Raw genomic sequence first — 21109 nt, 5'->3', positions numbered from 1 at the left:
GCATACATCCAGTATGCGGACGCCCCTCCGCCTTGCGATGCACCACATCCGACGCCGCGCGCTGGTCCGCCACGGATTACGGGACAGCCCTTAGGGAGCGGGCTCCCTATTGCTCCCCAGGTCGTCAGCGGCAGGCCGCCGCCTCGAACGCGCCGCGCGCCAGTCGCTGCAGCAGCGCCGCCGTGTCCGCGCGGTCCGGCTGCGCGTCGGGGCGCCCCAGGTGCGGGGTCGAGTTCAGCAGACCGAAGACGGCATGGACGGCGGCGCGCGCCTCGTGCTCGGGCAGGTCCGGGTACAGCTCGCGGACGACGTCCACCCACACCTCGACGTACTGCCGCTGGAGCTGGCGGACCCGCTTGCGGTCGGCGTCCCGGAGGCGGTCCAGCTCACGGTCGTGCAGGGTGATGAGGGGGCGGTCGTCGAGGGCGAAGTCGATGTGCCCCTCGATGAGCGCGTCCAGCAGGGCCCGCGGGGAGCCGTCCGCGCGGGCCGCGTCCTCCGACACCCTCAGCCGCCCGCCGGCCAGCAGTCGCTCGCTGATGCCGACCAGCAGCTCGGCGAGCATCGCGTCCTTGCCGGGGAAGTGCCGGTAGAGGCCGGGGCCGCTGATGCCGACGGCGGCCCCTATCTCGTCGACGCCGACGCCGTGGAAGCCGCGCTCGGCGAAGAGGCGGGCGGCCTCCTTGAGGATCTGCTCGCGGCGGGTGGGGGCCGGGACGCGGGCGGCGGCGTTGGTGCTCATGAGGATCCATTCTAGACAACCCTGTTAGCGCTCGTTAACCTGAAGACCAGGGACGTTAACGGCCATTAACAACCCGACCGCGCGACGGCGGTGGCCGGCCGTACGGGCAGCAGTGGACAGAAAGCCGTACGGGCAGCGGTACGGACAGCGAGCGGTACGGGCAAGGGGGCTCGACACGATGCAGCAGGCACCGGTGCTGGTGAGCGCGGCGGATCCCGCCTCCGAGACCTGGCAGGCCAACGAGGCGGCGCATCTCGCGCTCGCCGACGAGCTGCGCGCGCGGCTCGCCACGGCCAGGCTGGGCGGGGGCGAGCGGGCCCGTGCGCGGCATGTGGCGCGCGGCAAGCTGCTGCCCCGCGACCGGGTGGACACCCTGCTCGATCCGGGCTCCCCGTTCCTGGAGCTGGCCCCGCTGGCGGCCGAGGGGCTGTACGGGGGCGCCGCCCCGGCGGCCGGGGTGATCGCGGGGATCGGCCGGGTCAGCGGCCGGGAGTGCGTGATCGTCGCCAACGACGCGACCGTCAAGGGCGGCACGTATTACCCGATGACGGTGAAGAAGCACCTGCGCGCCCAGGAGGTGGCGCTGGAGAACCGTCTCCCCTGCCTGTACCTCGTCGACTCCGGCGGCGCCTTCCTGCCGATGCAGGACGAGGTCTTCCCGGACCGGGAGCACTTCGGCCGGATCTTCTACAACCAGGCCCGGATGTCGGGGGCGGGCATTCCGCAGATCGCCGCCGTCATGGGCTCGTGCACGGCGGGCGGGGCGTACGTTCCCGCGATGAGCGACGAGGCCGTGATCGTACGGAACCAGGGCACGATCTTCCTGGGCGGCCCGCCGCTGGTGAAGGCGGCGACCGGCGAGGTCGTGACGGCGGAGGAGCTGGGCGGCGGCGAGGTGCACTCCCGTACGTCCGGCGTGACCGACCATCTCGCGGAGGACGACGCGCACGCACTGCGGATCGTGCGCAACATCGTCTCCACGCTGCCGGAGCGCGGGGCGCTGCCGTGGACGGTGCGGCCGGTCGAGGAGCCGAAGGCGGATCCCGCCGGGCTGTACGGGGCCGTCCCCGTCGATTCGCGCACGCCGTACGACGTGCGCGAGGTGATCGCCCGGGTGGTGGACGGCTCACGGTTCGCCGAGTTCAAGGCGGAGTACGGCACGACGCTGGTCACCGGCTTCGCCCGCATCCACGGACACCCGGTCGGGATCGTCGCCAACAACGGCATCCTGTTCTCCGAGTCCGCCCAGAAGGGCGCCCACTTCATCGAGCTGTGCGACCAGCGCGGCATCCCGCTGGTCTTCCTCCAGAACATCTCGGGCTTCATGGTGGGGCGCGACTACGAGGCCGGCGGCATCGCCAAGCACGGTGCGAAGATGGTGACGGCGGTCGCCTGCACCCGCGTACCGAAGCTGACAGTGGTGGTCGGCGGCTCGTACGGGGCGGGCAACTACTCCATGTGCGGCCGGGCCTATTCCCCCCGCTTCCTGTGGATGTGGCCCAACGCGAAGATCTCCGTCATGGGCGGTGAGCAGGCCGCCTCCGTCCTCGCCACGGTCAAGCGCGACCAGCTGGGCGACGGCTGGAGCGCGGCGGACGAGGAGGCGTTCAAGGCCCCGATCCGCGAACAGTACGAAACCCAGGGCAACGCCTACTACGCCACGGCCCGGCTCTGGGACGACGGTGTGATCGACCCGACGGAGACCCGGCAGGTGCTGGGGCTCGCCCTGACCGCGTGCGCCAACGCCCCGCTGGGTACGCCCGGCTTCGGCGTCTTCCGGATGTGAGGAACAGATGACGATGTTCGACACCGTTCTCGTCGCCAACCGCGGCGAGATCGCGGTACGGGTCATCCGTACGCTGCGCGCCCTCGGCGTCCGCTCGGTCGCCGTGTTCAGCGACGCGGACGCGGACGCCCGCCATGTGCGGGAGGCCGACACGGCGGTACGGATCGGCCCCGCGCCCGCCGCCATGAGCTACCTGAGCGTGCCCGCGTTGCTGGACGCCGCCCGCCGCACCGGCGCCCAGGCCGTCCACCCCGGGTACGGGTTCCTCGCCGAGAACGCGGGCTTCGCGCGGTCCTGCGCGGAGGCGGGGCTGGTCTTCATCGGCCCGCCCGCCGCCGCCATCTCGCTGATGGGCGACAAGATCCGGGCCAAGGAGACGGTCGCGGCGGCCGGGGTTCCGGTGGTGCCGGGCTCCTCCGGCACCGGACTGACCGACGCCCAACTCGTCGACGCGGCAAGGGAGATCGGCACGCCCGTGCTGCTGAAGCCCTCGGCGGGCGGCGGCGGCAAGGGCATGCGGCTGGTGCGTGACGAGGCGCTGCTCGCGGACGAGATCGCCGCCGCCCGGCGCGAGGCCCGCGCCTCGTTCGGCGACGACACCCTGCTCGTGGAGCGGTGGATCGACCGGCCCCGGCACATCGAGATCCAGGTGCTGGCCGACACCCACGGCAACGTGGTCCACCTCGGCGAGCGCGAGTGCTCCCTCCAGCGCCGCCACCAGAAGATCATCGAGGAGGCGCCGTCCGTCCTGCTCGACGAGCAGACCCGGGCGGCGATGGGCGAGGCGGCCGTCCAGGCGGCCCGTTCCTGCGGCTACGTCGGCGCGGGCACGGTCGAGTTCATCGTCCCGGGCGACGACCCGGCCGCGTACTGCTTCATGGAGATGAACACCCGCCTCCAGGTCGAGCACCCCGTCACCGAGCTGATCACCGGCCTGGACCTGGTGGAGTGGCAGCTTCGGGTCGCCGCGGGCGAGCAACTGCCGTACGAGCAGCGGGACATCACGCTCACCGGTCACGCGATCGAGGCACGGGTCTGCGCCGAGGACCCGTCCCGCGGCTTCCTGCCGTCCGGCGGCACGGTCCTCGCGCTGCACGAGCCGCAGGGCGACGGCGTGCGCACGGACTCCGGGCTGCGCGCGGGCGGCGAGGTCGGCAGCCTGTACGACCCGATGCTGTCGAAGGTCATCGCGTACGGGCCCGACCGGGCCGCCGCGCTGCGCCGGCTGCGCGCCGCGCTCGCGGACACGGTGATCCTCGGCGTCCCGACGAACGCCGGTTTCCTGCGCCGTCTGCTCGCCCACCCGGCGGTGGCGGCGGGTGAACTGGACACCGGCCTGGTGGAACGCGAGGTCGACGATCTGGTGCCGGAGGGCGTGCCGGAGGAGGTGTACGCGGCGGCGGCGCTGCTGCGGCAGTCCCCCGGACCCGACGCCCCGAAGGACTCCACCGGCGGGACGGGCCCGTTCTCGGTGCCGAACGGCCGGGTGGACCCGTCCTCGTCGCCGAACGGCTGGGTGGACCCGTTCTCGGTGCCGAACGGCTGGCGGCTGGGCGGCACCCCGGCCCGTACCGTGTACGACTTCCGGCTGCCGGGCCGCGACCCCGTGCAGGTCTCGCTGCGCACCCGCGCGACGGGCGCCGAGATGGCGTTCGGTCATGTCGGGGAGGGCGCGGAGCCGCCGGAGCCCGCGACGGGCGCGTGCGGCCCGCTCGCCCCGATGCCCGGCTGCCGGGAGACGGCCCGGGCGGTCGAGCTGTCCGAGCACCGCGTCGTCGTCGAACTCGCCGGTGTCACCCACGCGTTCACCTACGCGGCCGCCCCGGACGGGGTCTGGCTGGGCCGGAGCGGCGACACCTGGCACGTACAGGACCACGACCCGGTGGCGGCGTCGCTGGCCGGGGCCGCCCGTTCCGGCGCCGACACCCTCGCCGCCCCCATGCCGGGCACCGTCACCGTCGTGAAGGTGGCGGTCGGGGACGAGGTCGTGGCCGGTCAGAGCCTGCTCGTCGTCGAGGCGATGAAGATGGAGCACGTCATCTCCGCCCCGCACGCCGGGACCGTGACCGAACTGGACGTCACCGCCGGTGCCACGGTCGCCATGGACCAGGTCCTGGCCGTCGTGGCCCCCGCCGAAACCGGTCCCGGCAACGCGTCCGCCACGCTTCCCGGGGAGGACGCATGACCACGACTTCCGGGGAGGACCGCATGACCCCCCGCACCCTGCCCATGACCGTGCCCACCCAGGACCTGCCGCCCCGGGTGCGCATCCACGAGGTCGGCGCCCGCGACGGGCTCCAGAACGAGAAGACCGTCGTACCGACCGAGGTGAAGGCGGAGTTCATCCACCGCCTCGCCGCGGCCGGCCTGACCACCATCGAGGCCACCAGCTTCGTGCACCCCAAGTGGGTGCCCCAACTGGCCGACGCGGAGGACCTGTTCCCGCGGCTCCGCGACATCGGGGGCGTGGCCCTGCCGGTCCTCGTGCCGAACGAGCGCGGGCTGGACCGGGCGCTGGCGCTCGGCGCCCGCCGCATCGCCGTGTTCGGCTCGGCGACCGAGACGTTCGCCTCCCGCAACCTCAACCGCACGATCGCCGAGTCGCTCGCCATGTTCGAGCCGGTGGTGTCCCGCGCCAAGGACGACAAGGTGCACGTCCGGGGCTATCTGTCGATGTGCTTCGGCGACCCGTGGGAGGGCCCCGTCCCTGTCCACCAGGTCGTCCGGGTCGCGAAGGCGCTGATGGACCTGGGCTGCGACGAGCTGTCCCTGGGCGACACCATCGGCGTGGCCACGCCCGGTCACGTACTGGACCTGCTGTCCGAGCTGAACGAGGAGGGCGTGCGCACCGACACCATCGGGGTGCACTTCCACGACACGTACGGCCAGGCCCTCTCCAACACCCTCGCCGCGCTCCAGCACGGGGTGGCCACCGTGGACGCCTCGGCGGGCGGCCTCGGCGGCTGCCCGTACGCGAAGAGCGCGACCGGCAACCTCGCCACCGAGGACCTCGTGTGGATGCTCGACGGCCTCGGCATCGAGACCGGGGTCGACCTCGACGCGCTCACCGCCACCAGCGTGTGGCTCGCCGAGCGACTGGGCCGCCCCAGCCCGTCCCGTACCGTCCGCGCGCTGTCGGCGCGGTGACCACCGCCATGCGACGCCCGCTGTCCCCCCGCACCGTCCCAGTCGCCCACAAGGAGTGACCTGCCATGCCCCTGGACCACCGGCTGACCGCCGAGCACGAGGAACTGCGGCGCACCGTCGAGGAGTTCGCGCACGATGTGGTCGCCCCGAAGATCGGGGACTTCTACGAACGTCATGAGTTCCCGTACGAAATCGTGCGGGAGATGGGGCGGATGGGTCTGTTCGGGCTGCCGTTCCCGGAGGAGTACGGCGGCATGGGCGGGGACTACCTCGCCCTCGGGATCGCCCTGGAGGAGCTGGCCCGGGTCGACTCGTCCGTGGCGATCACGCTGGAGGCCGGGGTGTCGCTCGGCGCGATGCCGGTCTTCCGCTTCGGCACGGAGGAGCAGAAGCGGAAGTGGCTGCCGAGGCTGTGCGCGGGCGAGGCGCTCGGTGCGTTCGGCCTGACCGAGCCGGAGGCCGGCTCGGACGCGGGCGGCACGCGTACGACGGCGGTGCGCGACGAGGCCACCGGCGAGTGGGTGATCAACGGTTCGAAGTGCTTCATCACCAACTCCGGTACGGACATCACGGACCTGGTCACGGTCACGGCGGTGACCGGCCGCAAGGAGAACGGCGCCCCGCTCATCTCCTCGATCATCGTCCCGTCCGGCACCCCCGGCTTCACCGTCGCCGCCCCCTACTCCAAGGTCGGCTGGAACGCCTCGGACACCCGCGAACTGTCCTTCACCGACGTCCGCGTCCCGCTGGACAACCTGCTGGGCGAGGAGGGCCGGGGCTACGCGCAGTTCCTGCGCATCCTCGACGAGGGCCGGATCGCCATCGCCGCCCTGTCCACGGGCCTGGCGCAGGGCTGCGTGGACGAGTCGGTGAAGTACGCGCACGAGCGCCACGCCTTCGGCCGGCCGATCGGCACCAACCAGGCCATCCAGTTCAAGATCGCCGACATGGAGACCCGCGCCCACATGGCCCGCCTCGGCTGGCGCGACGCGGCGTCCCGCCTGGTGGCCGGCGAGCCCTTCAAGAAGGAGGCGGCGATCGCGAAGCTGTACTCCTCGACGGTCGCGGTGGACAACGCCCGCGAGGCCACCCAGATCCACGGCGGCTACGGCTTCATGAACGAGTACCCGGTGGCCCGGATGTGGCGCGACTCCAAGATCCTGGAGATCGGCGAGGGCACGAGCGAGGTCCAGCGCATGCTGATCGCGAGGGAGTTGGGCCTCCCGGCCTGACCCTGCCCCCTGCCCCCTGCCACAGGGCCTGCGCGCCATGTTCCGCCGCGTCCGGTACGCCCCGGACGCGGCGAAGCGCGTTCAGACCCCCAGGATCCGTACCGCGTCGTCGAGACGGCGGCGCACGGCGGAGATGCGGGCGGGGTCCTCGGCAGGGTCGTTGATCCAGCGGACGGCCTGCTCCATGGACCACTCCACCACCCACACACGGTGCCGGCCCAGGGCCCACGCCTCGGCGGCCAGGCCGCCCCGGACGAGGCATAGCACGCACAGGGCGCGCGCCGGGGCGCGACACCGGCCGGCACCGGTCAGTCCGACGGCGTCCCCGGCCACTCCTCGCGGAGCATCCCGAACAGCACGGTGTCGTAACGTCGGCCCGCCACCAGCACCGCGTCCCGGCGGCGGCCCTCCTCGCGGAAGCCCGCCCGGGTGAAGGCGCGGACGGCACGCTCGTTGCCACTCCAGGTGTCGAGTTCGACGCGGTGCAGCCCGTACGCCCCGAACAGGTGCCCCACCAGCAGGCGCAGCGCCTCCGAGCCGTGGCCGCGCCCCCAGCGGTCCCGCTCGCCGATGGTGATGCCGACCGTGGCCCGCCCGGCGAACGGGTCCAGGTCGCGGTAGTCCGCCATGCCGATCACCGTGCCGTCGGCCAGGTCCACGACGGTGAAGACGGCCGATTCCCTCGGGCTCAGCCGCAGCATGGTTTCGAAGGCGAGCCCGACGGCCTCCGCCGTGACCGGGCCGAAGCACGGGTCGCCGCCCGTGGCCCAGTGCGCCACCTCCGGATCGTTGCGCCACCGTACGTGGTGCTCCGCGTCCTCCGCGCGCAACGCGCGAAGCCTGACCAACTCGCCTTCGAACATATGGTGATCATAATCGGGGCAGCTCGCCGTGATCCGGGTGCGGTCCCGGGCACACCCCCTCGCTCCGCGCCCCGCGGGGCACCTCACTCCGCCGCCCAGGGCACCTCCGGCGCCCGGTAGTAGTCGATGCCGAGCGCCGGGAACCGCGGCCCCTGCGCGCCGAGCCGTGCCTTGTACGCGTCCCAGTCGTGCGTGGACGCGGGCGACCAGCCCAGCTCCGCGACCCCCGGCAGCCGGGGGAACGCCATCCGCTCGGTCTCCGCGCTGTTCGTCAGCGTCTCCGACCAGAGCGGCGCCTCGACGCCGAGGACCGAACCGGGCCGGACGCCGTCCAGGCAGGCCGCCGGGTCCCAGTCGCAGGAACGCGGCGGCGGCCGGTGCGCTGCTCGACACCGCTCCGGCCGGTGCCGCCGCGCCGATGCCGGAGGCACCGGCCGCCGTGACGAGCAGCAGCGAGCCGAGGAGGCGGGGAAGGATGATGCGCCGGGCCCTGCGCGGTGTCCGTGCCGATCGCGGTGACGGTACGGAGGAGCTCTGTCGTGTCCTGTGCAGTCTCACAAGCCGGGCCCCTCCGACGGGTTCACACCTGTGGATGTCCTGAGCGAACCATCACCATGCGTATCGCCAGTCCCACGCACGGTCAATGCGCGGATCGCCCCCTTGAGCGCGCCTGAGAGAATCCGTCCCATGGCGGAGATAACCCAGCATGACGGGACGTGGACCTTCGACGGCGAGACGGTACGGATCGTGCCCGGCCAGGGAAGGGGGGTGCACCCCGTCCGGCGGGAACTGGGCGAGCTCGCCGTCCCGCTGCGGGCGGTGGCGGGCATCTCCTTCGAACCCCACCGCAAGGGCGGCCGGCTGCGACTGCGGCTGCGCGACGGGGCCTGCCCGATGCTGCGCGCCGCGGACGGCCGACTCAAGGACGCCGCGGATCCGTATCAGCTGGCCGTGGAGAAGGACCGCGGCGGCGTGGCGGAGTACTTCGTCGAGGAGGTACGCAACGCCCTGCTGCTCGAACAGGTGCCGTCCGGGCCCACCGACGGCTTCCTGCTGCCGGGCCCCTCGGTGCCCGTCGCCGGGGGCGGCGGGGACGGCACGGCCTCGTTCGACGGGGAGACCGTCCGGCTCACCTGGAACTGGAAGGCCGAGGAGGTCAAGAGTTCCGGCGGTCCGGTCGCCTTCCCGGTGTCGGAGGTGACCGGGGTCCACTGGATGCCGTCCATCGGTCTGGCGAACGGGCATCTGCGCTTCGTCCGGGGCGTGGCCGGACTGAGTTCCGCGCCGGCCCCGGCGGCCGAGTTCGACCCGTACGCACTGGACCTGTGGGGGCTGTCCAAGAAGGAGTACACGGCGGTGCTGGTCGCGGCGGCGGTCCTGGTCAGACTTCCGAACGCGATGGCCCCCGACACGGCCGGACCGGGCGCGGCGGCGCTTCCGGGCGCGGCGGCGATCCCGGGCGCGACGGCAGCGGCATCCGGCACCGCGATCGCTCCGACGGCGACGGGGGCCGACGGGGCGGCCTCGGACGGGGGCGGTGCGGCCGAGGGGGCGCGGCTCTCGAAGGCCCCCGCGACTTCCCCGGCCGCAGCCACGGCCACAGCCCCCGGCCCGACCACGGCGGCCCCGACCGCGGCGGCCCCGGCCTCCGGCCCGGACGGACCACCGGCCGCCGACGATCACGACGTGCTGTTGCGACGGCTCCGGGAGCTCGGCGAGCTGCACCGGAGCGGGGTGCTCACCGACGACGAGTTCACCGCGGCCAAGCAGGCCGTCCTGAATCGCCTCTGACCGCCGCCCAGCCGCCCAGCCGCCCCGTCGGCTCCGGGCCCGTTCGAGAGCGTAATCACACCCACACCTGCCCGATATCGGGCAGGATTGTTGCGTCAACGCCCCTTCCACCGCAATATCAACGAGTGCTCGAACGCCGCCCGTCGCATGACGACCTCATCGACCACCTGGTGCGCAGCACCGCGCTCCAGCGCGGTGAGGCAGCCCGGGTGGTACTCGACGTGCTGGCGTACTTCGACGAGACGACCGACGACTTCGTGCGCCGCCGCCACCGGGAACTGCAGTCCGGTGGCCTGGTGAACGCGGAGATCTTCGAGCGGATCGCGGCCGAGCTGCCGCACCGCGCGGTCGCGCCACCGGAGCTCTCGCTCCGCCAGCTGCGCCGCATCGTCTACGGCTGAGCCGGAGCGGCCGAAAGACCGGCAGGACCGCCGGAACCGGCCCGGCCGCGGGGACGGCACGACCGCGGCGGCCGGGCGTCGGGCACGACAAGTACATCGATGGAGGGGCAGAGACTCTATGTGCGGAATCGTTGGATATATCGGGAAGCGTGATGTGGCCCCGCTGCTGCTGGAAGGGCTGCAGCGGCTGGAGTACCGGGGGTACGACTCCGCTGGCATCGTCATCACCGGCAAGGCGTCGGCCGGGAAGCCCGCCGCCCTGAAGATGGTGAAGGCGAAGGGGCGGGTCCGTGAGCTGGAGGCCCGTGTCCCCAAGCGCTTCAGCGGCACCACGGGCATAGCCCACACCCGCTGGGCCACCCACGGCGCCCCGAGCGACGAGAACGCCCACCCGCACCTGGACGCCGGCAACAAGGTCGCCGTCGTCCACAACGGCATCATCGACAACGCCTCCGAGCTCCGTGCGAAGCTCGTCGCCGACGGTGTCGAGTTCCTCTCCGAGACCGACACCGAGGTGCTGGTCCACCTGATCGCCCGTGCCCAGGCGGACAGCCTGGAGGAGAAGGTCCGCGAGGCGCTGCGCTCGGTCGAGGGCACGTACGGCATCGCCGTGCTGCACGCCGACTTCAACGACCGGATCGTGGTCGCCCGCAACGGCTCCCCGGTCGTCCTCGGCATCGGCGAGAAGGAGATGTTCGTCGCCTCCGACGTCGCCGCGCTCGTCGCCCACACCCGCCAGGTCGTCACCCTCGACGACGGCGAGATGGCCACCCTGAAGGCCGACGACTTCCGTACGTACACGACGGAGGGCTCGTCCACGACGGCCACACCCACCACCGTGGAGTGGGAGGCCGAGTCGTACGACATGGGCGGCCACGACACGTACATGCACAAGGAGATCTCCGAGCAGGCCGACGCCGTCGACCGGGTGCTGCGCGGCCGGATCGACGACCGGTTCGCCACCGTGCACCTGGGCGGTCTCAACCTGGACGCCCGCGAGGCGCGCGGGGTACGCCGGATCAAGATCCTGGGCTGCGGCACCTCGTACCACGCGGGTCAGATCGGCGCGCAGCTGATCGAGGAGCTGGCCCGGATCCCCTCGGACGCCGAGCCGGCCTCCGAGTTCCGCTACCGCAACCCGGTCGTCGACCCGGACACCCTGTACATCGCGGTCTCCCAGTCCGGTGAGACGTACGACGTGCTGGCCGCCGTCCAGGAGCTCAAGCGCAAGGGCGCCCGGGTGCTCGGTGTCGTCAATGTGGTGGGCTCCGCCATCGCCCGCGAGGCCGACGGCGGCACGTACGTCCACGCCGGGCCCGAGGTCTGCGTCGTGTCCACCAAGTGCTTCACCAACACGGTCGTCGCGTTCGCGCTGCTCGCCCTGCACCTGGGCCGGATCCGGGACCTGTCGGTCGCCGACGGCAAGCGGATCATCGACGGGCTGCGCAGGCTGCCCGCCCAGATCGACGAGATCCTGGCGAACGAGGACGAGATCAAGCGGCTGGCGGCCGAATACGCGGACGCCAAGTCGATGATGTTCATCGGACGGGTGCGCGGCTACCCGGTGGCCCGCGAGGCGTCCCTGAAGCTCAAGGAGGTCTCGTACATCCACGCGGAGGCCTACCCCGCCTCCGAGCTGAAGCACGGCCCGCTGGCGCTGATCGAGCCCGCCATGCCGACGGTCGCGATCGTGCCGGACGACGACCTGCTGGAGAAGAACCGTGCCGCGATGGAGGAGATCAAGGCCCGCAGCGGCCGTATCCTCGCCGTCGCCCACCAGCCGCAGGACAAGGCCGACCACACCATCGTCGTGCCGAAGAACGAGAACGAGCTGGACCCGATCCTGATGGGCATCCCGCTCCAGCTCTTCGCGTACCACACGGCGCTGGCCATGGGCCGGGACATCGACAAGCCGCGCAACCTGGCGAAGTCCGTCACCGTCGAGTAGACCCGCCACGGCTGCGGCGGTCCGTCCTCCCCGCGCCCGCCGCACACCCGGCCGAACGGCCCCGCACCCGCTGTCGCGGTGGGTGCGGGGCCGTTCCCGTACCAGCCTCTGTCGGCCCCTCGGGCACGTTCGTGAGTGACCGATACCGAACCCCGCGGAGCCGGCAACGGCACGGCGCGACCAGGGCCGACGGCGCCAACTGCTCGCGCCCGGGCGGCCGTCGCCCTCGGCGCATGCCCGCCGAGGGCGCCCGTCCTGCAACCCGTTGGACGCTATGCACCTTTCGCACACGGGCACTTCACCACCATCACCCGGCGGATCGCCGGTTTCCGACAGGCGACTTGACGCCACGTCGGGCGAGTGGATCACACCTCACGGCCGGGTCGGCCCCCTACAACGGGGCCGACCAGGACGACCGCGGCGACGTACTACGGAACGACGGACCGGCCCGGGGCGCCGGCACGGGCAATACGGGCGCAGGCAGCGGAGGCGGCGCAGGCAGCGGAGGCGGCGAGAACCGCGGAACGACGGGGGCGGCAGCAGCAGAAGCGGCGGATCGCGATCCACGACGGCCCGCGGCGCACCGGGAGGACCGATGCGCACCGGGCCGGGCCGCTCGGCGGCAGCCGCCACCCGGGACCCCGCGCGGCCGGGACCCTCCACCGGCCCGACGCGCCCTGCGGCCGCGCCGCTCTCCCGCTCAGGGGATGACGACGACCGGGCGCTGGGCGCGCCGCGCGAGGCGCCCCGCCACCGAGCCGAAGATGCGGCCGACGACGCCGTGCGTGGAACCGACGACGATGGCGTCGGCCGAGTACTCCCGGCCGACCTCCTCCAGCTCGTGGCAGATGTCCCCGCCACGCTCGACGAGCACCCAGGGAACCTCGGAGAGGTAGTCCGCGCAGGCGAGCTCCAGGCCGAGCACCTCGGTGCGGTGGTCGGGCACGTCGACGAAGACGGGCGGCTCACAGCCCGCCCAGACGGTGGTCGGCAGCCGGTTGGCGACGTGGACGATGATCAGGCCGGAGCCCGATCGACGGGCCATGCCGATGGCGTACGCGAGCGCACGTTCGCTGGAGGTCGAGCCGTCGAAGCCGACGACGACCCCGTGTTGGAAGGCGGGGTCGCAGGAATGACGTGTTTCTTCGGCCGCCTGCGGGCCCGACATGGGGTCGGCCACCTGCTTGCGGTCGGCGGGTTCGGGGATTTCGTGACCGGCCATCGGTGTCTCGGCGAAGAGAGTCCTCGTGAGGAGAGCGACGTGGGAAAGAGTGTCAGCGGGCGGTGTAGCGGTGTCCGGGAATCATCTTCCCAACCCCTTACCCCCAAGGGTACGGCGCCATTCCTCCACTGCCCAGACCCGCGCAAAGCGCGCGCGACGTTTCACGGAGCATGCCCGAGGCGGACCCGTATGGCAATGTCGGTTGCGCCGTACACCGACGGGAGCGACTCCGGTACGCCCCCGGACGGTTCCCCTCCGTGACTCCGCGGCGCCCCCGCAGCCCCGTCCGTCACGCCGCCGCCCGTCCCCGCGCACCCCCGCCCCGGCCCGGAATCGCGGCCTCCGCGCGGAGTGGATCACCGCCCCGCGAGGTGTCGGTGCGACGGCGGCCCGCCTCGCCGACACCCGCCCTCCCCATCCGCCCCCACCGTCCTGCCCCGGCCCCCGCCACCCGGCGACGGACCGATACCGGCCCGCAGGCCGGAATCCGTTCGCCCGTCGACACCACCCCGACATACGGGACGATCGGTCGCCCGACCTGCCCAGGGGGGCGCAAAGAAGCAGTCGGACAACGGGGTTGTGCGCCGGTCTACTGACCGAATCACGTATGCACAACCATCTATTTTCAGCCAACTTCTCACCCCCATAGGTCCCTTGCCGAAATGGCCGATCAACCCCCTTGCCACCAGGAAGGAAGAGACCGCGCGGTACGATTCTGCCCGCCGAAGACGGGATGGGGACGGGCCATCAAGGCCAGGCGCCCTTCCATGGAGCGCTGCCGAGTGAAACGCTTCGTGATCGAATGCTTCCCGCCAAGTTGCCTTGTCGACATAACGCCGGTTGGTGAACTTGTCACGACTGCAGCACGGGACGCAGTAGATTCGATCTTGGGTATCGAGGACCGGGGACTCGTGCAGGACCGAGGGGAAAAGTGCAGGAGCGACAGGCCCGCAAGGACCAGGAAGACGCGAACACCGAGGGGGGCTTAGCGTCATGAGCCAGGACTCCGCCACCGCAACGGAGGCCGTACGGAAGCTCAGCGGCCGACGACGACGAGAAGTCGTCGCCGTGCTGCTGTTCAGCGGCGGCCCCATCTTCGAGAGCTCGATCCCGCTCTCCGTGTTCGGAATCGACCGACAGGACGCGGGAGTCCCGCGTTACCGACTGCTCGTCTGCGGCGGGGAAGAGGGACCGCTGCGAACCACCGGGGGACTCGAACTCGCCGCGCCCTACGGGCTGGAGGCGATCGGCAGGGCCGGCACCGTCGTGGTGCCCGCCTGGCGTTCGATCACCTCGCCGCCGCCCGCGGAGGCGCTGGACGCGCTGCGCCGCGCCCACGAGGAGGGGGCCCGCATCGTCGGGCTGTGCACCGGCGCGTTCGTGCTGGCCGCGGCCGGCCTGCTGGACGGCCGCCCGGCGACCACGCACTGGATGTACGCGCCGACGCTGGCCAAGCGCTATCCGTCGGTCCATGTCGATCCGCGTGAACTCTTCGTCGACGACGGCGATGTGCTCACGTCGGCCGGGACCGCCGCCGGGATCGATCTCTGCCTCCACATAGTCCGCACCGACCACGGCACGGAGGCCGCCGGGGCGCTGGCCCGTCGGCTCGTCGTGCCGCCGCGGCGCAGTGGCGGTCAGGAGCGCTACCTCGACAGGTCTTTACCTGAGGAGATCGGCTCCGACCCGCTCGCCGAGGTCGTGGCCTGGGCGCTGGAGCACCTCCACGAGCAGTTCGACGTGGAGACGCTGGCCGCGCGCGCCTACATGAGCCGGCGGACCTTCGACCGCAGGTTCCGCTCGCTCACCGGAAGCGCACCGCTCCAGTGGCTGATCACCCAGCGGGTGCTGCAGGCGCAGCGGCTGCTGGAGACGTCCGAGTACTCGGTCGACGAGGTCGCGGGCCGTTGCGGCTTCCGCTCGCCGGTCGCGCTGCGCGGGCACTTCCGGCGCCAGTTGGGCTCCTCCCCCGCCGCGTACCGGGCCGCCTACCGGGCCCGTCGTCCGCAGGGCGGAGGCGTCGAAGGGGTCGGCGACGTGCTGGAGACGATCGTGCCCGCCCAGGCGGGTGCGGCGGGCCGGCGCGGTGCGGCCCTGACGCCGGGTGCTCATGTCGTGACGCCGTCGGCGGTCGCGGCGGGAGTGCCGGAGCTCGGGAAGCCGGGCCCCGATGCATACGTCACCGGACGCCCGGCCCTGCCGGGGCAGAGGAGCGCCCCGTAGGGTGGGGCCATGAACGACCGCATGGTGTGGATCGACTGCGAGATGACCGGGCTCTCGCTGGCGGACGACGCACTCATCGAGGTGGCCGCGCTGGTCACCGACTCGGAGCTGAACGTGCTCGGCGAAGGGGTGGACATCGTGATCCGCCCGCCGGACTCGGCCCTGGACGCGATGCCCGAGGTGGTGCGCCGGATGCACACCGCCTCGGGCCTCCTCGACGAGCTGGCCCGGGGCACCACCCTGGCCGACGCCGAGGCCCAGGTGCTGGCGTACGTCCGCGAGCACGTGAAGGAGCCCGGCAAGGCCCCGCTCTGCGGGAACTCGGTCTCCACCGACCGCGGATTCCTGGCGCGGGACATGGCGGCGCTGGAGGGCTATCTCCACTACCGGATCGTCGACGTGTCCTCGATCAAGGAACTGGCGCGCCGCTGGTACCCGAAGGCGTACTTCAACAGTCCGGAGAAGAACGGCAACCACCGGGCGCTCGCGGACATCCGCGACTCCATCACGGAGCTGCGCTACTACCGCGAGGCGGTCTTCGTCCCGCAGCCCGGGCCGGACTCGGAGCATTCCAAGGCCATCGCGAAGCGCGTCGCGCCGCCCGCTCCGTAGGCCGTGCCCACGGAGCTCCGCCGTACCGCCCGGCCCGCGCGCCGCGTGCGGGGCGGTACGGCGGCGCTTCGCGGACACGCCGCGGCCCGTGGCGAAGCCCCTGGTCATGGGCCTTTCGGGGGTTCCGGGCGACGTCCGAACAACTGTGGCGCGAGCACCCTCCCGGACCCTGTACACTTTTTCTCGGCCGGTCGGAAACGACCGGACACGGTGGGTATAGCTCAGCTGGTAGAGCACCTGGTTGTGGTCCAGGATGTCGCGGGTTCGAGTCCCGTTACTCACCCTGAATGATCAAGGGCTGACCTGTGAAAACAGGTCAGCCCTTCTTCATATCCCCGAACTTGGGACCATCACGGGAACACGGGTGTCCGACCTGTGCCATATCGTCCTCACATGGCTCGCGCTCTCCCCCGTCCGGGTCGACCTCGTACGCAAGCAGATAGCCGGGCGCAAGCCGACAGACTTTGCGTTCCGGGCCGCCACGGGTGGGGAGTGGCGTCACGCGAACTTCTACAACCGGAAGTGGAAGCCGGCCGTTGCCGCGGCGGTCGCGAAGGGGTTGCCGAAGCAGCCGCGCATACATGATCTGCGCCATACACATGTGGCCTGGCTGATCGGGGCGAACGCACCGCTGCCCGCGATTCGGCTGCGGCTCGGTCACGAGTCGATTCAGACGACGGTAGACCGGTACGGGCACCTGGTGCGCGGCCTCGACGACGACATCATGGCCGCCGTCGAGGCCGCGAGGGGGGGCACCTGCGCCGCGCGCTGCGCTCAGGTCTGCGCGATCCGCTCAGGGCGTATGGGCCAGGCTCCCGGCCAGTTCTGCAGCCAGAGCCCGTCGCCGGCTATCCGCTCGGCGTACGCGGACATCTGCTCGCACAGATGGCGGGAGGCGTGCTCCTCGCGCAGCAGCCAGACACGCATTCCGTCGGCCTCGGCCGGAGCGGCCATGCCAGCACCCCTGGCGGCAGGTCGCCTGCCGGCGCCTGCCGCCAGGCGACGCATGCGATGCCGAGCCTTTCGGCCGAACGGGATCACGGCCGCCTCGACGGCGACCGGGGCCGTCATCGCCGGCAACGACCTGAGCGGGAACGGCTGGACGGCCGCGACCGCCCAGGTGGTGACCGGGCGGCGGGGCCCTTTTGCCGTGCTGAGAATCCCACTCCGGTAGCCCAGTGGGCCCGTCGAACACCGGAGCGGGCCTCGCCCCGCCGCACGGGAGCCTCGTTGGTTGTGAAAACCGATCCCATCACCCGCTCAGTGGCCACGCCGAATGAGCTGACTATCTGCGGCATTTACGGGATTGTGCGAATGTGCTGGAGGGGGGATCCAGTCCCACCTTCTCCCTACTAGGAGACGCTCATGTCCACTCCCATCGCGCCACCGGCGCAGCCCCCGCAGGGCTACTACCCGCCGCCGCAGGGGTACTACCCGTACCCGCCGCAGCCCCAGCAGGCCTACTACCCGCCGCCGCCCCCGCAGGGGTACTACCCGTACCCGCCGCAGGGGTACTACCCGTACCCGTCCCAGCCCCCGGTCACGGACGGGGAGCAGACGAAGGTGATTCCCCAGCTCTCCGCCGATGACGTCTCTGGCGCCGTTGTCGGAGCGAAGGCCACCTTCAGGGCAACTCTTCTCGACCCCGACGGTCAGCCGATCCAGGGCGCCACGATCACCTTCAGGATGACGGGCGGCAAGGTGATCGGGAGCACGTCGACGGGCTCCGATGGGGTCGCAACCCTCAACAGCGGAGGGCACATGACCGATCCCCTTGGCGTGTGGGGGCCTGGGCTCGGTAGCGGGTACGAGGCGCACTTCGCGGGCAACAAGAAGTTCCAGCCCGCCACGGCCAACGCCGCGATCACGCCTGCACTCTTCGGTAGGTAGACCTCACTGACGCGGGCTGTTCGCCCGCCGTCCGGAACCGGCGCCCGGTGCCTCACCGCCGGGCACCACCCTGTAACACGGCACGTGCAGTCCAGTTCATGCTGCTCGGGAGGCCCCCGACGACTGCCCCCGCCCCGCCGTCTCTCACCGAGCGGCGGGGCATTTCGTCGTGCCGTCTGCAGAAGTGATGAAAAGGCGGCCTGTCGGTCGGATAACGTCCCTGGTCGAGAAGGCTGGTCCCCGCGCGTGCGGGAGTGGCCCGCAGGTAACTATCACCGCACTTGGCCTGCTTGGCTGGTCCCCGCACGCGCGGGGTTTCGCCCCTCCCCGCATCACGCGGGGCGGCGGAGCATCCGGCGGACCCGACATCCGGATAGCGGGCGGGTCCTGCCGAAGATCGGCGTTCCCACACGTTCTGGCCCCGGTCACCAATGGCCGACAACGCCGTAAGCATGTGCCGTGCAAGGAGAAGTCGGAAGGCCGGTGAGCACCCGGATGCACGGTCCCGACGGCTGAGACAGGATCGGCATGAGAGGGTGGCTCGTTCCCGCGACATTGCGCGGGACCTCGCCCCAACCGGTGCCTCGGCGTCCGGCCGAGCTGGGGGCGACTCCCATTCCGGCGTTAAACCGGAGTTTTCTCATGGTTACCAAGCGCATCCCGAACCGTCTTGCGCATCCGACGGAATCGGTGGCGCGCGGCACTGCCGCGCCCTTGGCGTCCGCCGCCGACTGCGGTCTTCTGCTCATCAGACTGACCTTTGGACTGCTGATGGCGGGGCACGGCGCGCAGAAACTGTTCGGCCTCTTCGGGGGCCACGGCCTGACGGCGACCGGCATGGTCTTCGAGAATCTTGGGTTCCACCCGGGGAAAATCTTCGCGGTGATCGGTGGCGGGTCCGAGTTCCTGGGTGGCCTCGGCCTTGCCGTGGGGCTGTTCACCCCGCTGGCGGCCGCCGCCCTGACAGGCACGATGATCACCGCCATGGTGACCGTCACCGGCGCCCACGGCTTGTGGGAGACAAACGGCGGCGTTGAGTACAACGTCTGCATCACCATTGTCGCTCTGTCCATCGCCGCCATCGGCCCGGGCCGGCTCGCCGTCGACCGGGTCTTCCGCTGGGGCGACGGCGGCTGGCCCGAGGCTGCCTTCGCCCTGGGACTGGGCAGCATCGCCGCGGCGATCACCCTCAGCCTCTGAGGGCGGCAAAAGGACCGGCCCCCGCCCCCTACCCGCAGGGAAACCGCAGGCTCGCGCCAAAGTGGCGGCCTGACTGATCGTTTCAGAATGCCGTCCGGAGTCGCGGGGGCTTACGACCTGGGGAGCAAGAAGGAGCAGGCTCCCGACGCCCTCCTCCCTATCGTTCCCCAGGCCGTTACGTTGCTGCAGGCGCGTTCGAGAAGACCCCGGTGTACTCATCGGCTCGGCCTCTCCGAGGAGGGGCACTTGCGGCCCTGTCACTGAAAGCAGGCCTGTCAGCTGCGCAAGGTGGCACGCAGGCGCAAACCGGCGGTTGTGAGACCACCGAAGGTGGTGACCTGGTAACTGGGTTCCGGTCCGGACGGCTCGCTCACGTGGTAGCGGCGGGCGGTCTGCGCAGTCAGAAGTGTCAGCATCGCCATGGCCAGAGCGGCTCCCTCGCAGCCATGCGGCCCGGTACCGAAGGAGAAGAAGGCCTCGCGTTTCGCCGGCGAGCCCGAATCCTCGAGCCATCGTTCGGGCTGGAACCGGTCCGGCTCGGAGTGTTCCCGTGCGTCGCGGTGGGCGGTGTAGGGGCAGACGAGAACGGTGGCCCCGGCGTCGATGGTGTAGTCGGCGAGCCGAGTCTGTCGCGTGGCGCGCCGGGTCAGTAGCCAGCTCGGGGGGTGCAGTCGAAGCACCTCGCGTACCAGTGCCTGGGTGTATTGCAGGCTGTCGAGGTGGGTACTGGTCGTCGCGGCCGGGTCTATGGGCAACAAGGCGGCTTCGGCCGCGACGCGGCCCGCGGCCTGGGGGTACCGGGCCAGGTGGAGCAGGATCCATCCGGCTGCCCGGGAAGGTGTCTCGAAGGTGGCGACGGTGATTCCGGGGAGGCTGTCGAGGATGGCCTCTTCCGGCAGTGGACCGTAGCGGGAGGAGGGCCGGAGCATCTGTCCCAGCACGTCGTCACCGAGGTGGCCCGCTGAACGGCGCCGGCGGACGACGGACCGCAAAGCGTTGGTGAAGTCGACTTGCTGCCGTGTGCGGAACCGCCGTGCCGGCGTGGGGATCCAGCGCGGCCATACCCAGCGCGAGGGGCGTACGAGCATCTCCCGGGCCATGAAGAGCTGTGGGGCAAAGGGCAGCAGGGTGGGAGCGTCCTCGGAGAAGAGGTAGCGCACGCCGATCTCTGCGAGGGCGCGCCGGAGCGGGGGAAGAATCTCGACGTCCTGGCCCGTGGGCCATTGGTCGGCAAATCGAGCGGTCCCGGGTGCAATCTCACCGATCCGGGCTGCAACCGCCTGCGGGCGTAGTCCGCGCATACGGGCGGCGTGAGCGTGCGCCCGTTCCTCAGGCGTCTGTGCTCCGCTCGACCGCTTCAACGGCGGGAAGAGAGGCGAGGGCACCTTGAGGAAGTCCTGCGCCCGGCGCAGGACCTCTTCACACGGCCCGGCCGCAGCGGCTACATAGACACCTGGCTCCAGCTGCCAGACGTCCCCGCACTCGTCGGCGCCACGACGGGCCAGTGCCAGCCGGTCGCGGCTCCAGGCCTGGAAGCTGCCTCCGGGCAACCGTGGCGGCTCATCCATTCGGCCCATGAGATCGTCCCTGACTCTCGTCCCTGTCCAGGCCGATGTCGTCGGCAGCGTGGCCGTGAGCCGGCGGGCGCCCGAGGGAGCCCGCCAGCAGTGCGGTCAGGTCCAGTCGTGTTCGCCGTACGCACCGTAGTGGCGGGTGAAGGACAGCTTGCCGAGCAGCTTGGCGATCATGGTGCACTCCTCTCGACTCTCTTCAGCACCCAAGCGCCATAGAATTCATGTTTCCACACATGCCGCATATGTCATACCCAGAGCATTGGCCGCTCGCTGATCCACTCCCTCTTGTTCCTCAGGTCGTAAGGCGTGTTGCGGAAGTCCCGTCCGGCCCGCGACGCCGACCGCCCCAGCCACGCGCAACCTGGCACCATGTCCGGGCTGTAGCGGCGGGGGGGGGGGGGGGGGGGCGGGGGGGGGCCCGGGGGCCCCGGGGGGGGCGGCGGGGGCGGGCCCGCGGGCGCCCGGGGGGGGGGGCGGG

16 protein-coding genes, 1 tRNA gene and 2 pseudogenes are annotated in these 21109 nt (G+C 71.5%); 13 read left to right on the top strand and 6 right to left on the bottom strand.

The genetic code is table 11. The annotated features are described in order from the left end of the window. Positions 1-124: 124 nt before the first annotated feature. Entirely contained in the window at positions 125-742 is a 618-nt protein-coding gene (locus ACFYXM_RS31565; protein ID WP_389294509.1) for a TetR/AcrR family transcriptional regulator, read from the bottom strand. Between the two features lie 178 nt (positions 743-920). On the opposite strand from ACFYXM_RS31565, the gene ACFYXM_RS31560 reads away from it, so the two are divergent. The 4 genes from ACFYXM_RS31560 to ACFYXM_RS31545 all read left to right on the top strand — a co-directional run bounded on the left by ACFYXM_RS31560 (position 921) and on the right by ACFYXM_RS31545 (position 6907). Continuing rightward, the gene (locus ACFYXM_RS31560) at positions 921-2528 is read left to right on the top strand and encodes a carboxyl transferase domain-containing protein (protein ID WP_389294507.1); all 1608 of its coding nucleotides are present in this window, start codon (positions 921-923) and stop codon (positions 2526-2528) included. Between the two features lie 13 nt (positions 2529-2541). Further along, the gene (locus ACFYXM_RS31555) at positions 2542-4713 is read left to right on the top strand and encodes a biotin carboxylase N-terminal domain-containing protein (protein WP_389294512.1); all 2172 of its coding nucleotides are present in this window, start codon (positions 2542-2544) and stop codon (positions 4711-4713) included. Between the two features lie 23 nt (positions 4714-4736). After that, positions 4737-5675 carry a hydroxymethylglutaryl-CoA lyase gene (locus tag ACFYXM_RS31550; RefSeq protein WP_389294511.1) on the top strand — a complete coding sequence of 313 codons (939 nt, stop codon included), beginning with the start codon at positions 4737-4739 and terminating at the stop codon, positions 5673-5675. A 65-nt stretch (positions 5676-5740) separates the two neighbouring features. Then, on the top strand, positions 5741-6907 hold the full coding sequence (locus tag ACFYXM_RS31545) for an acyl-CoA dehydrogenase family protein (RefSeq protein WP_389294505.1): 1167 nt from the start codon (positions 5741-5743) through the stop codon (positions 6905-6907). A gap of 308 nt (positions 6908-7215) precedes the next feature. Here ACFYXM_RS31545 and ACFYXM_RS31540 read toward each other — a convergent pair whose 3' ends face one another. Next, positions 7216-7770, bottom strand: coding sequence for a GNAT family N-acetyltransferase (locus ACFYXM_RS31540; protein WP_389294504.1), 555 nt, complete (start codon positions 7768-7770; stop codon positions 7216-7218). An 83-nt stretch (positions 7771-7853) separates the two neighbouring features. Next, a pseudogene (locus ACFYXM_RS31535) lies at positions 7854-8135 on the bottom strand (family 20 glycosylhydrolase); the annotation flags it as partial. Positions 8136-8457: 322 nt separating this feature from the next. Here ACFYXM_RS31535 and ACFYXM_RS31530 point away from each other — a divergent pair. The 3 genes from ACFYXM_RS31530 to glmS all read left to right on the top strand — a co-directional run bounded on the left by ACFYXM_RS31530 (position 8458) and on the right by glmS (position 11910). After that, positions 8458-9561: a DUF4429 domain-containing protein gene (locus ACFYXM_RS31530; RefSeq protein ID WP_389294502.1), complete on the top strand. Its 1104-nt coding sequence runs from the start codon at positions 8458-8460 to the stop codon at positions 9559-9561. 125 nt (positions 9562-9686) lie between these two features. After that, positions 9687-9962 (top strand): hypothetical protein, encoded by a 276-nt coding sequence (locus tag ACFYXM_RS31525; protein WP_073783215.1) that lies wholly within the window; start codon positions 9687-9689, stop codon positions 9960-9962. A gap of 118 nt (positions 9963-10080) precedes the next feature. After that, positions 10081-11910 (top strand): glutamine--fructose-6-phosphate transaminase (isomerizing), encoded by a 1830-nt coding sequence (gene glmS / locus ACFYXM_RS31520; RefSeq protein WP_389294500.1) that lies wholly within the window; start codon positions 10081-10083, stop codon positions 11908-11910. A gap of 700 nt (positions 11911-12610) precedes the next feature. On the opposite strand, the gene ACFYXM_RS31515 is transcribed toward glmS, so the two are convergent. Then, positions 12611-13132, bottom strand: coding sequence for a universal stress protein (locus ACFYXM_RS31515; protein ID WP_073783219.1), 522 nt, complete (start codon positions 13130-13132; stop codon positions 12611-12613). Positions 13133-14125: 993 nt separating this feature from the next. Between ACFYXM_RS31515 and ACFYXM_RS31510 the strand changes: the two genes are divergently transcribed. From ACFYXM_RS31510 to ACFYXM_RS31495, 4 genes and pseudogenes are all read left to right on the top strand, one after another. Continuing rightward, positions 14126-15355, top strand: coding sequence for a helix-turn-helix domain-containing protein (locus ACFYXM_RS31510; RefSeq protein WP_389294498.1), 1230 nt, complete (start codon positions 14126-14128; stop codon positions 15353-15355). A 9-nt stretch (positions 15356-15364) separates the two neighbouring features. Further along, the gene (gene orn / locus ACFYXM_RS31505) at positions 15365-15967 is read left to right on the top strand and encodes an oligoribonuclease (protein ID WP_389294496.1); all 603 of its coding nucleotides are present in this window, start codon (positions 15365-15367) and stop codon (positions 15965-15967) included. A gap of 210 nt (positions 15968-16177) precedes the next feature. Next, positions 16178-16250: transfer RNA gene (locus ACFYXM_RS31500), tRNA-His, on the top strand. Then, positions 16221-16607, top strand: a pseudogene (locus ACFYXM_RS31495) (hypothetical protein); the annotation flags it as partial. The gene ACFYXM_RS31500 and the pseudogene ACFYXM_RS31495, both read left to right, overlap by 30 nt. A gap of 134 nt (positions 16608-16741) precedes the next feature. On the opposite strand, the gene ACFYXM_RS31490 reads toward ACFYXM_RS31495, so the two are convergent. Then, a complete protein-coding gene (locus tag ACFYXM_RS31490; protein WP_389294514.1) occupies positions 16742-16921 on the bottom strand; it encodes a hypothetical protein in 180 nt (59 codons plus the stop codon). A gap of 411 nt (positions 16922-17332) precedes the next feature. Here ACFYXM_RS31490 and ACFYXM_RS31485 point away from each other — a divergent pair, with 411 nt between their 5' ends. Together ACFYXM_RS31485 and ACFYXM_RS31480 are read left to right on the top strand one after the other, a co-directional pair. After that, entirely contained in the window at positions 17333-17857 is a 525-nt protein-coding gene (locus tag ACFYXM_RS31485; protein WP_389294494.1) for an Ig-like domain-containing protein, read from the top strand. 642 nt (positions 17858-18499) lie between these two features. After that, positions 18500-19057: a DoxX family protein gene (locus tag ACFYXM_RS31480; RefSeq protein WP_389294492.1), complete on the top strand. Its 558-nt coding sequence runs from the start codon at positions 18500-18502 to the stop codon at positions 19055-19057. A gap of 275 nt (positions 19058-19332) precedes the next feature. Here the strand turns inward: ACFYXM_RS31480 and ACFYXM_RS31475 are convergent, their stop codons facing one another. Next, a complete protein-coding gene (locus ACFYXM_RS31475) occupies positions 19333-20625 on the bottom strand; it encodes a cytochrome P450 (protein WP_389294490.1) in 1293 nt (430 codons plus the stop codon). Positions 20626-21109 lie beyond the last annotated feature (484 nt).

Source organism: Streptomyces sp. NPDC002476 (assembly GCF_042889785.1).
GTDB lineage: Bacteria > Actinomycetota > Actinomycetes > Streptomycetales > Streptomycetaceae > Streptomyces.
The sequence above is the reverse complement of the archived record's forward strand: the minus strand, read 5'-3'. Positions and strand labels throughout refer to the sequence as shown.

Bases quoted from the DNA above. Each gene is read 5' to 3' on its own strand.
- ACFYXM_RS31475 (WP_389294490.1), bottom strand. From the start codon at position 20,625: ATGGATGAGCCGCCACGGTTGCCCGGAGGCAGCTTCCAGGCCTGGAGC.
- ACFYXM_RS31555 (WP_389294512.1), top strand. From the start codon at position 2,542: ATGTTCGACACCGTTCTCGTCGCCAACCGCGGCGAGATCGCGGTACGG.
- glmS (WP_389294500.1), top strand. From the start codon at position 10,081: ATGTGCGGAATCGTTGGATATATCGGGAAGCGTGATGTGGCCCCGCTG.
- ACFYXM_RS31515 (WP_073783219.1), bottom strand. From the start codon at position 13,132: ATGGCCGGTCACGAAATCCCCGAACCCGCCGACCGCAAGCAGGTGGCC.
- ACFYXM_RS31565 (WP_389294509.1), bottom strand. From the start codon at position 742: ATGAGCACCAACGCCGCCGCCCGCGTCCCGGCCCCCACCCGCCGCGAG.
- ACFYXM_RS31485 (WP_389294494.1), top strand. From the start codon at position 17,333: ATGTCCACTCCCATCGCGCCACCGGCGCAGCCCCCGCAGGGCTACTAC.
- ACFYXM_RS31540 (WP_389294504.1), bottom strand. From the start codon at position 7,770: ATGTTCGAAGGCGAGTTGGTCAGGCTTCGCGCGTTGCGCGCGGAGGAC.
- ACFYXM_RS31490 (WP_389294514.1), bottom strand. From the start codon at position 16,921: ATGGCCGCTCCGGCCGAGGCCGACGGAATGCGTGTCTGGCTGCTGCGC.
- ACFYXM_RS31560 (WP_389294507.1), top strand. From the start codon at position 921: ATGCAGCAGGCACCGGTGCTGGTGAGCGCGGCGGATCCCGCCTCCGAG.
- ACFYXM_RS31510 (WP_389294498.1), top strand. From the start codon at position 14,126: ATGAGCCAGGACTCCGCCACCGCAACGGAGGCCGTACGGAAGCTCAGC.
- ACFYXM_RS31545 (WP_389294505.1), top strand. From the start codon at position 5,741: ATGCCCCTGGACCACCGGCTGACCGCCGAGCACGAGGAACTGCGGCGC.
- ACFYXM_RS31530 (WP_389294502.1), top strand. From the start codon at position 8,458: ATGGCGGAGATAACCCAGCATGACGGGACGTGGACCTTCGACGGCGAG.
- orn (WP_389294496.1), top strand. From the start codon at position 15,365: ATGAACGACCGCATGGTGTGGATCGACTGCGAGATGACCGGGCTCTCG.
- ACFYXM_RS31550 (WP_389294511.1), top strand. From the start codon at position 4,737: ATGACCCCCCGCACCCTGCCCATGACCGTGCCCACCCAGGACCTGCCG.
- ACFYXM_RS31480 (WP_389294492.1), top strand. From the start codon at position 18,500: ATGGTTACCAAGCGCATCCCGAACCGTCTTGCGCATCCGACGGAATCG.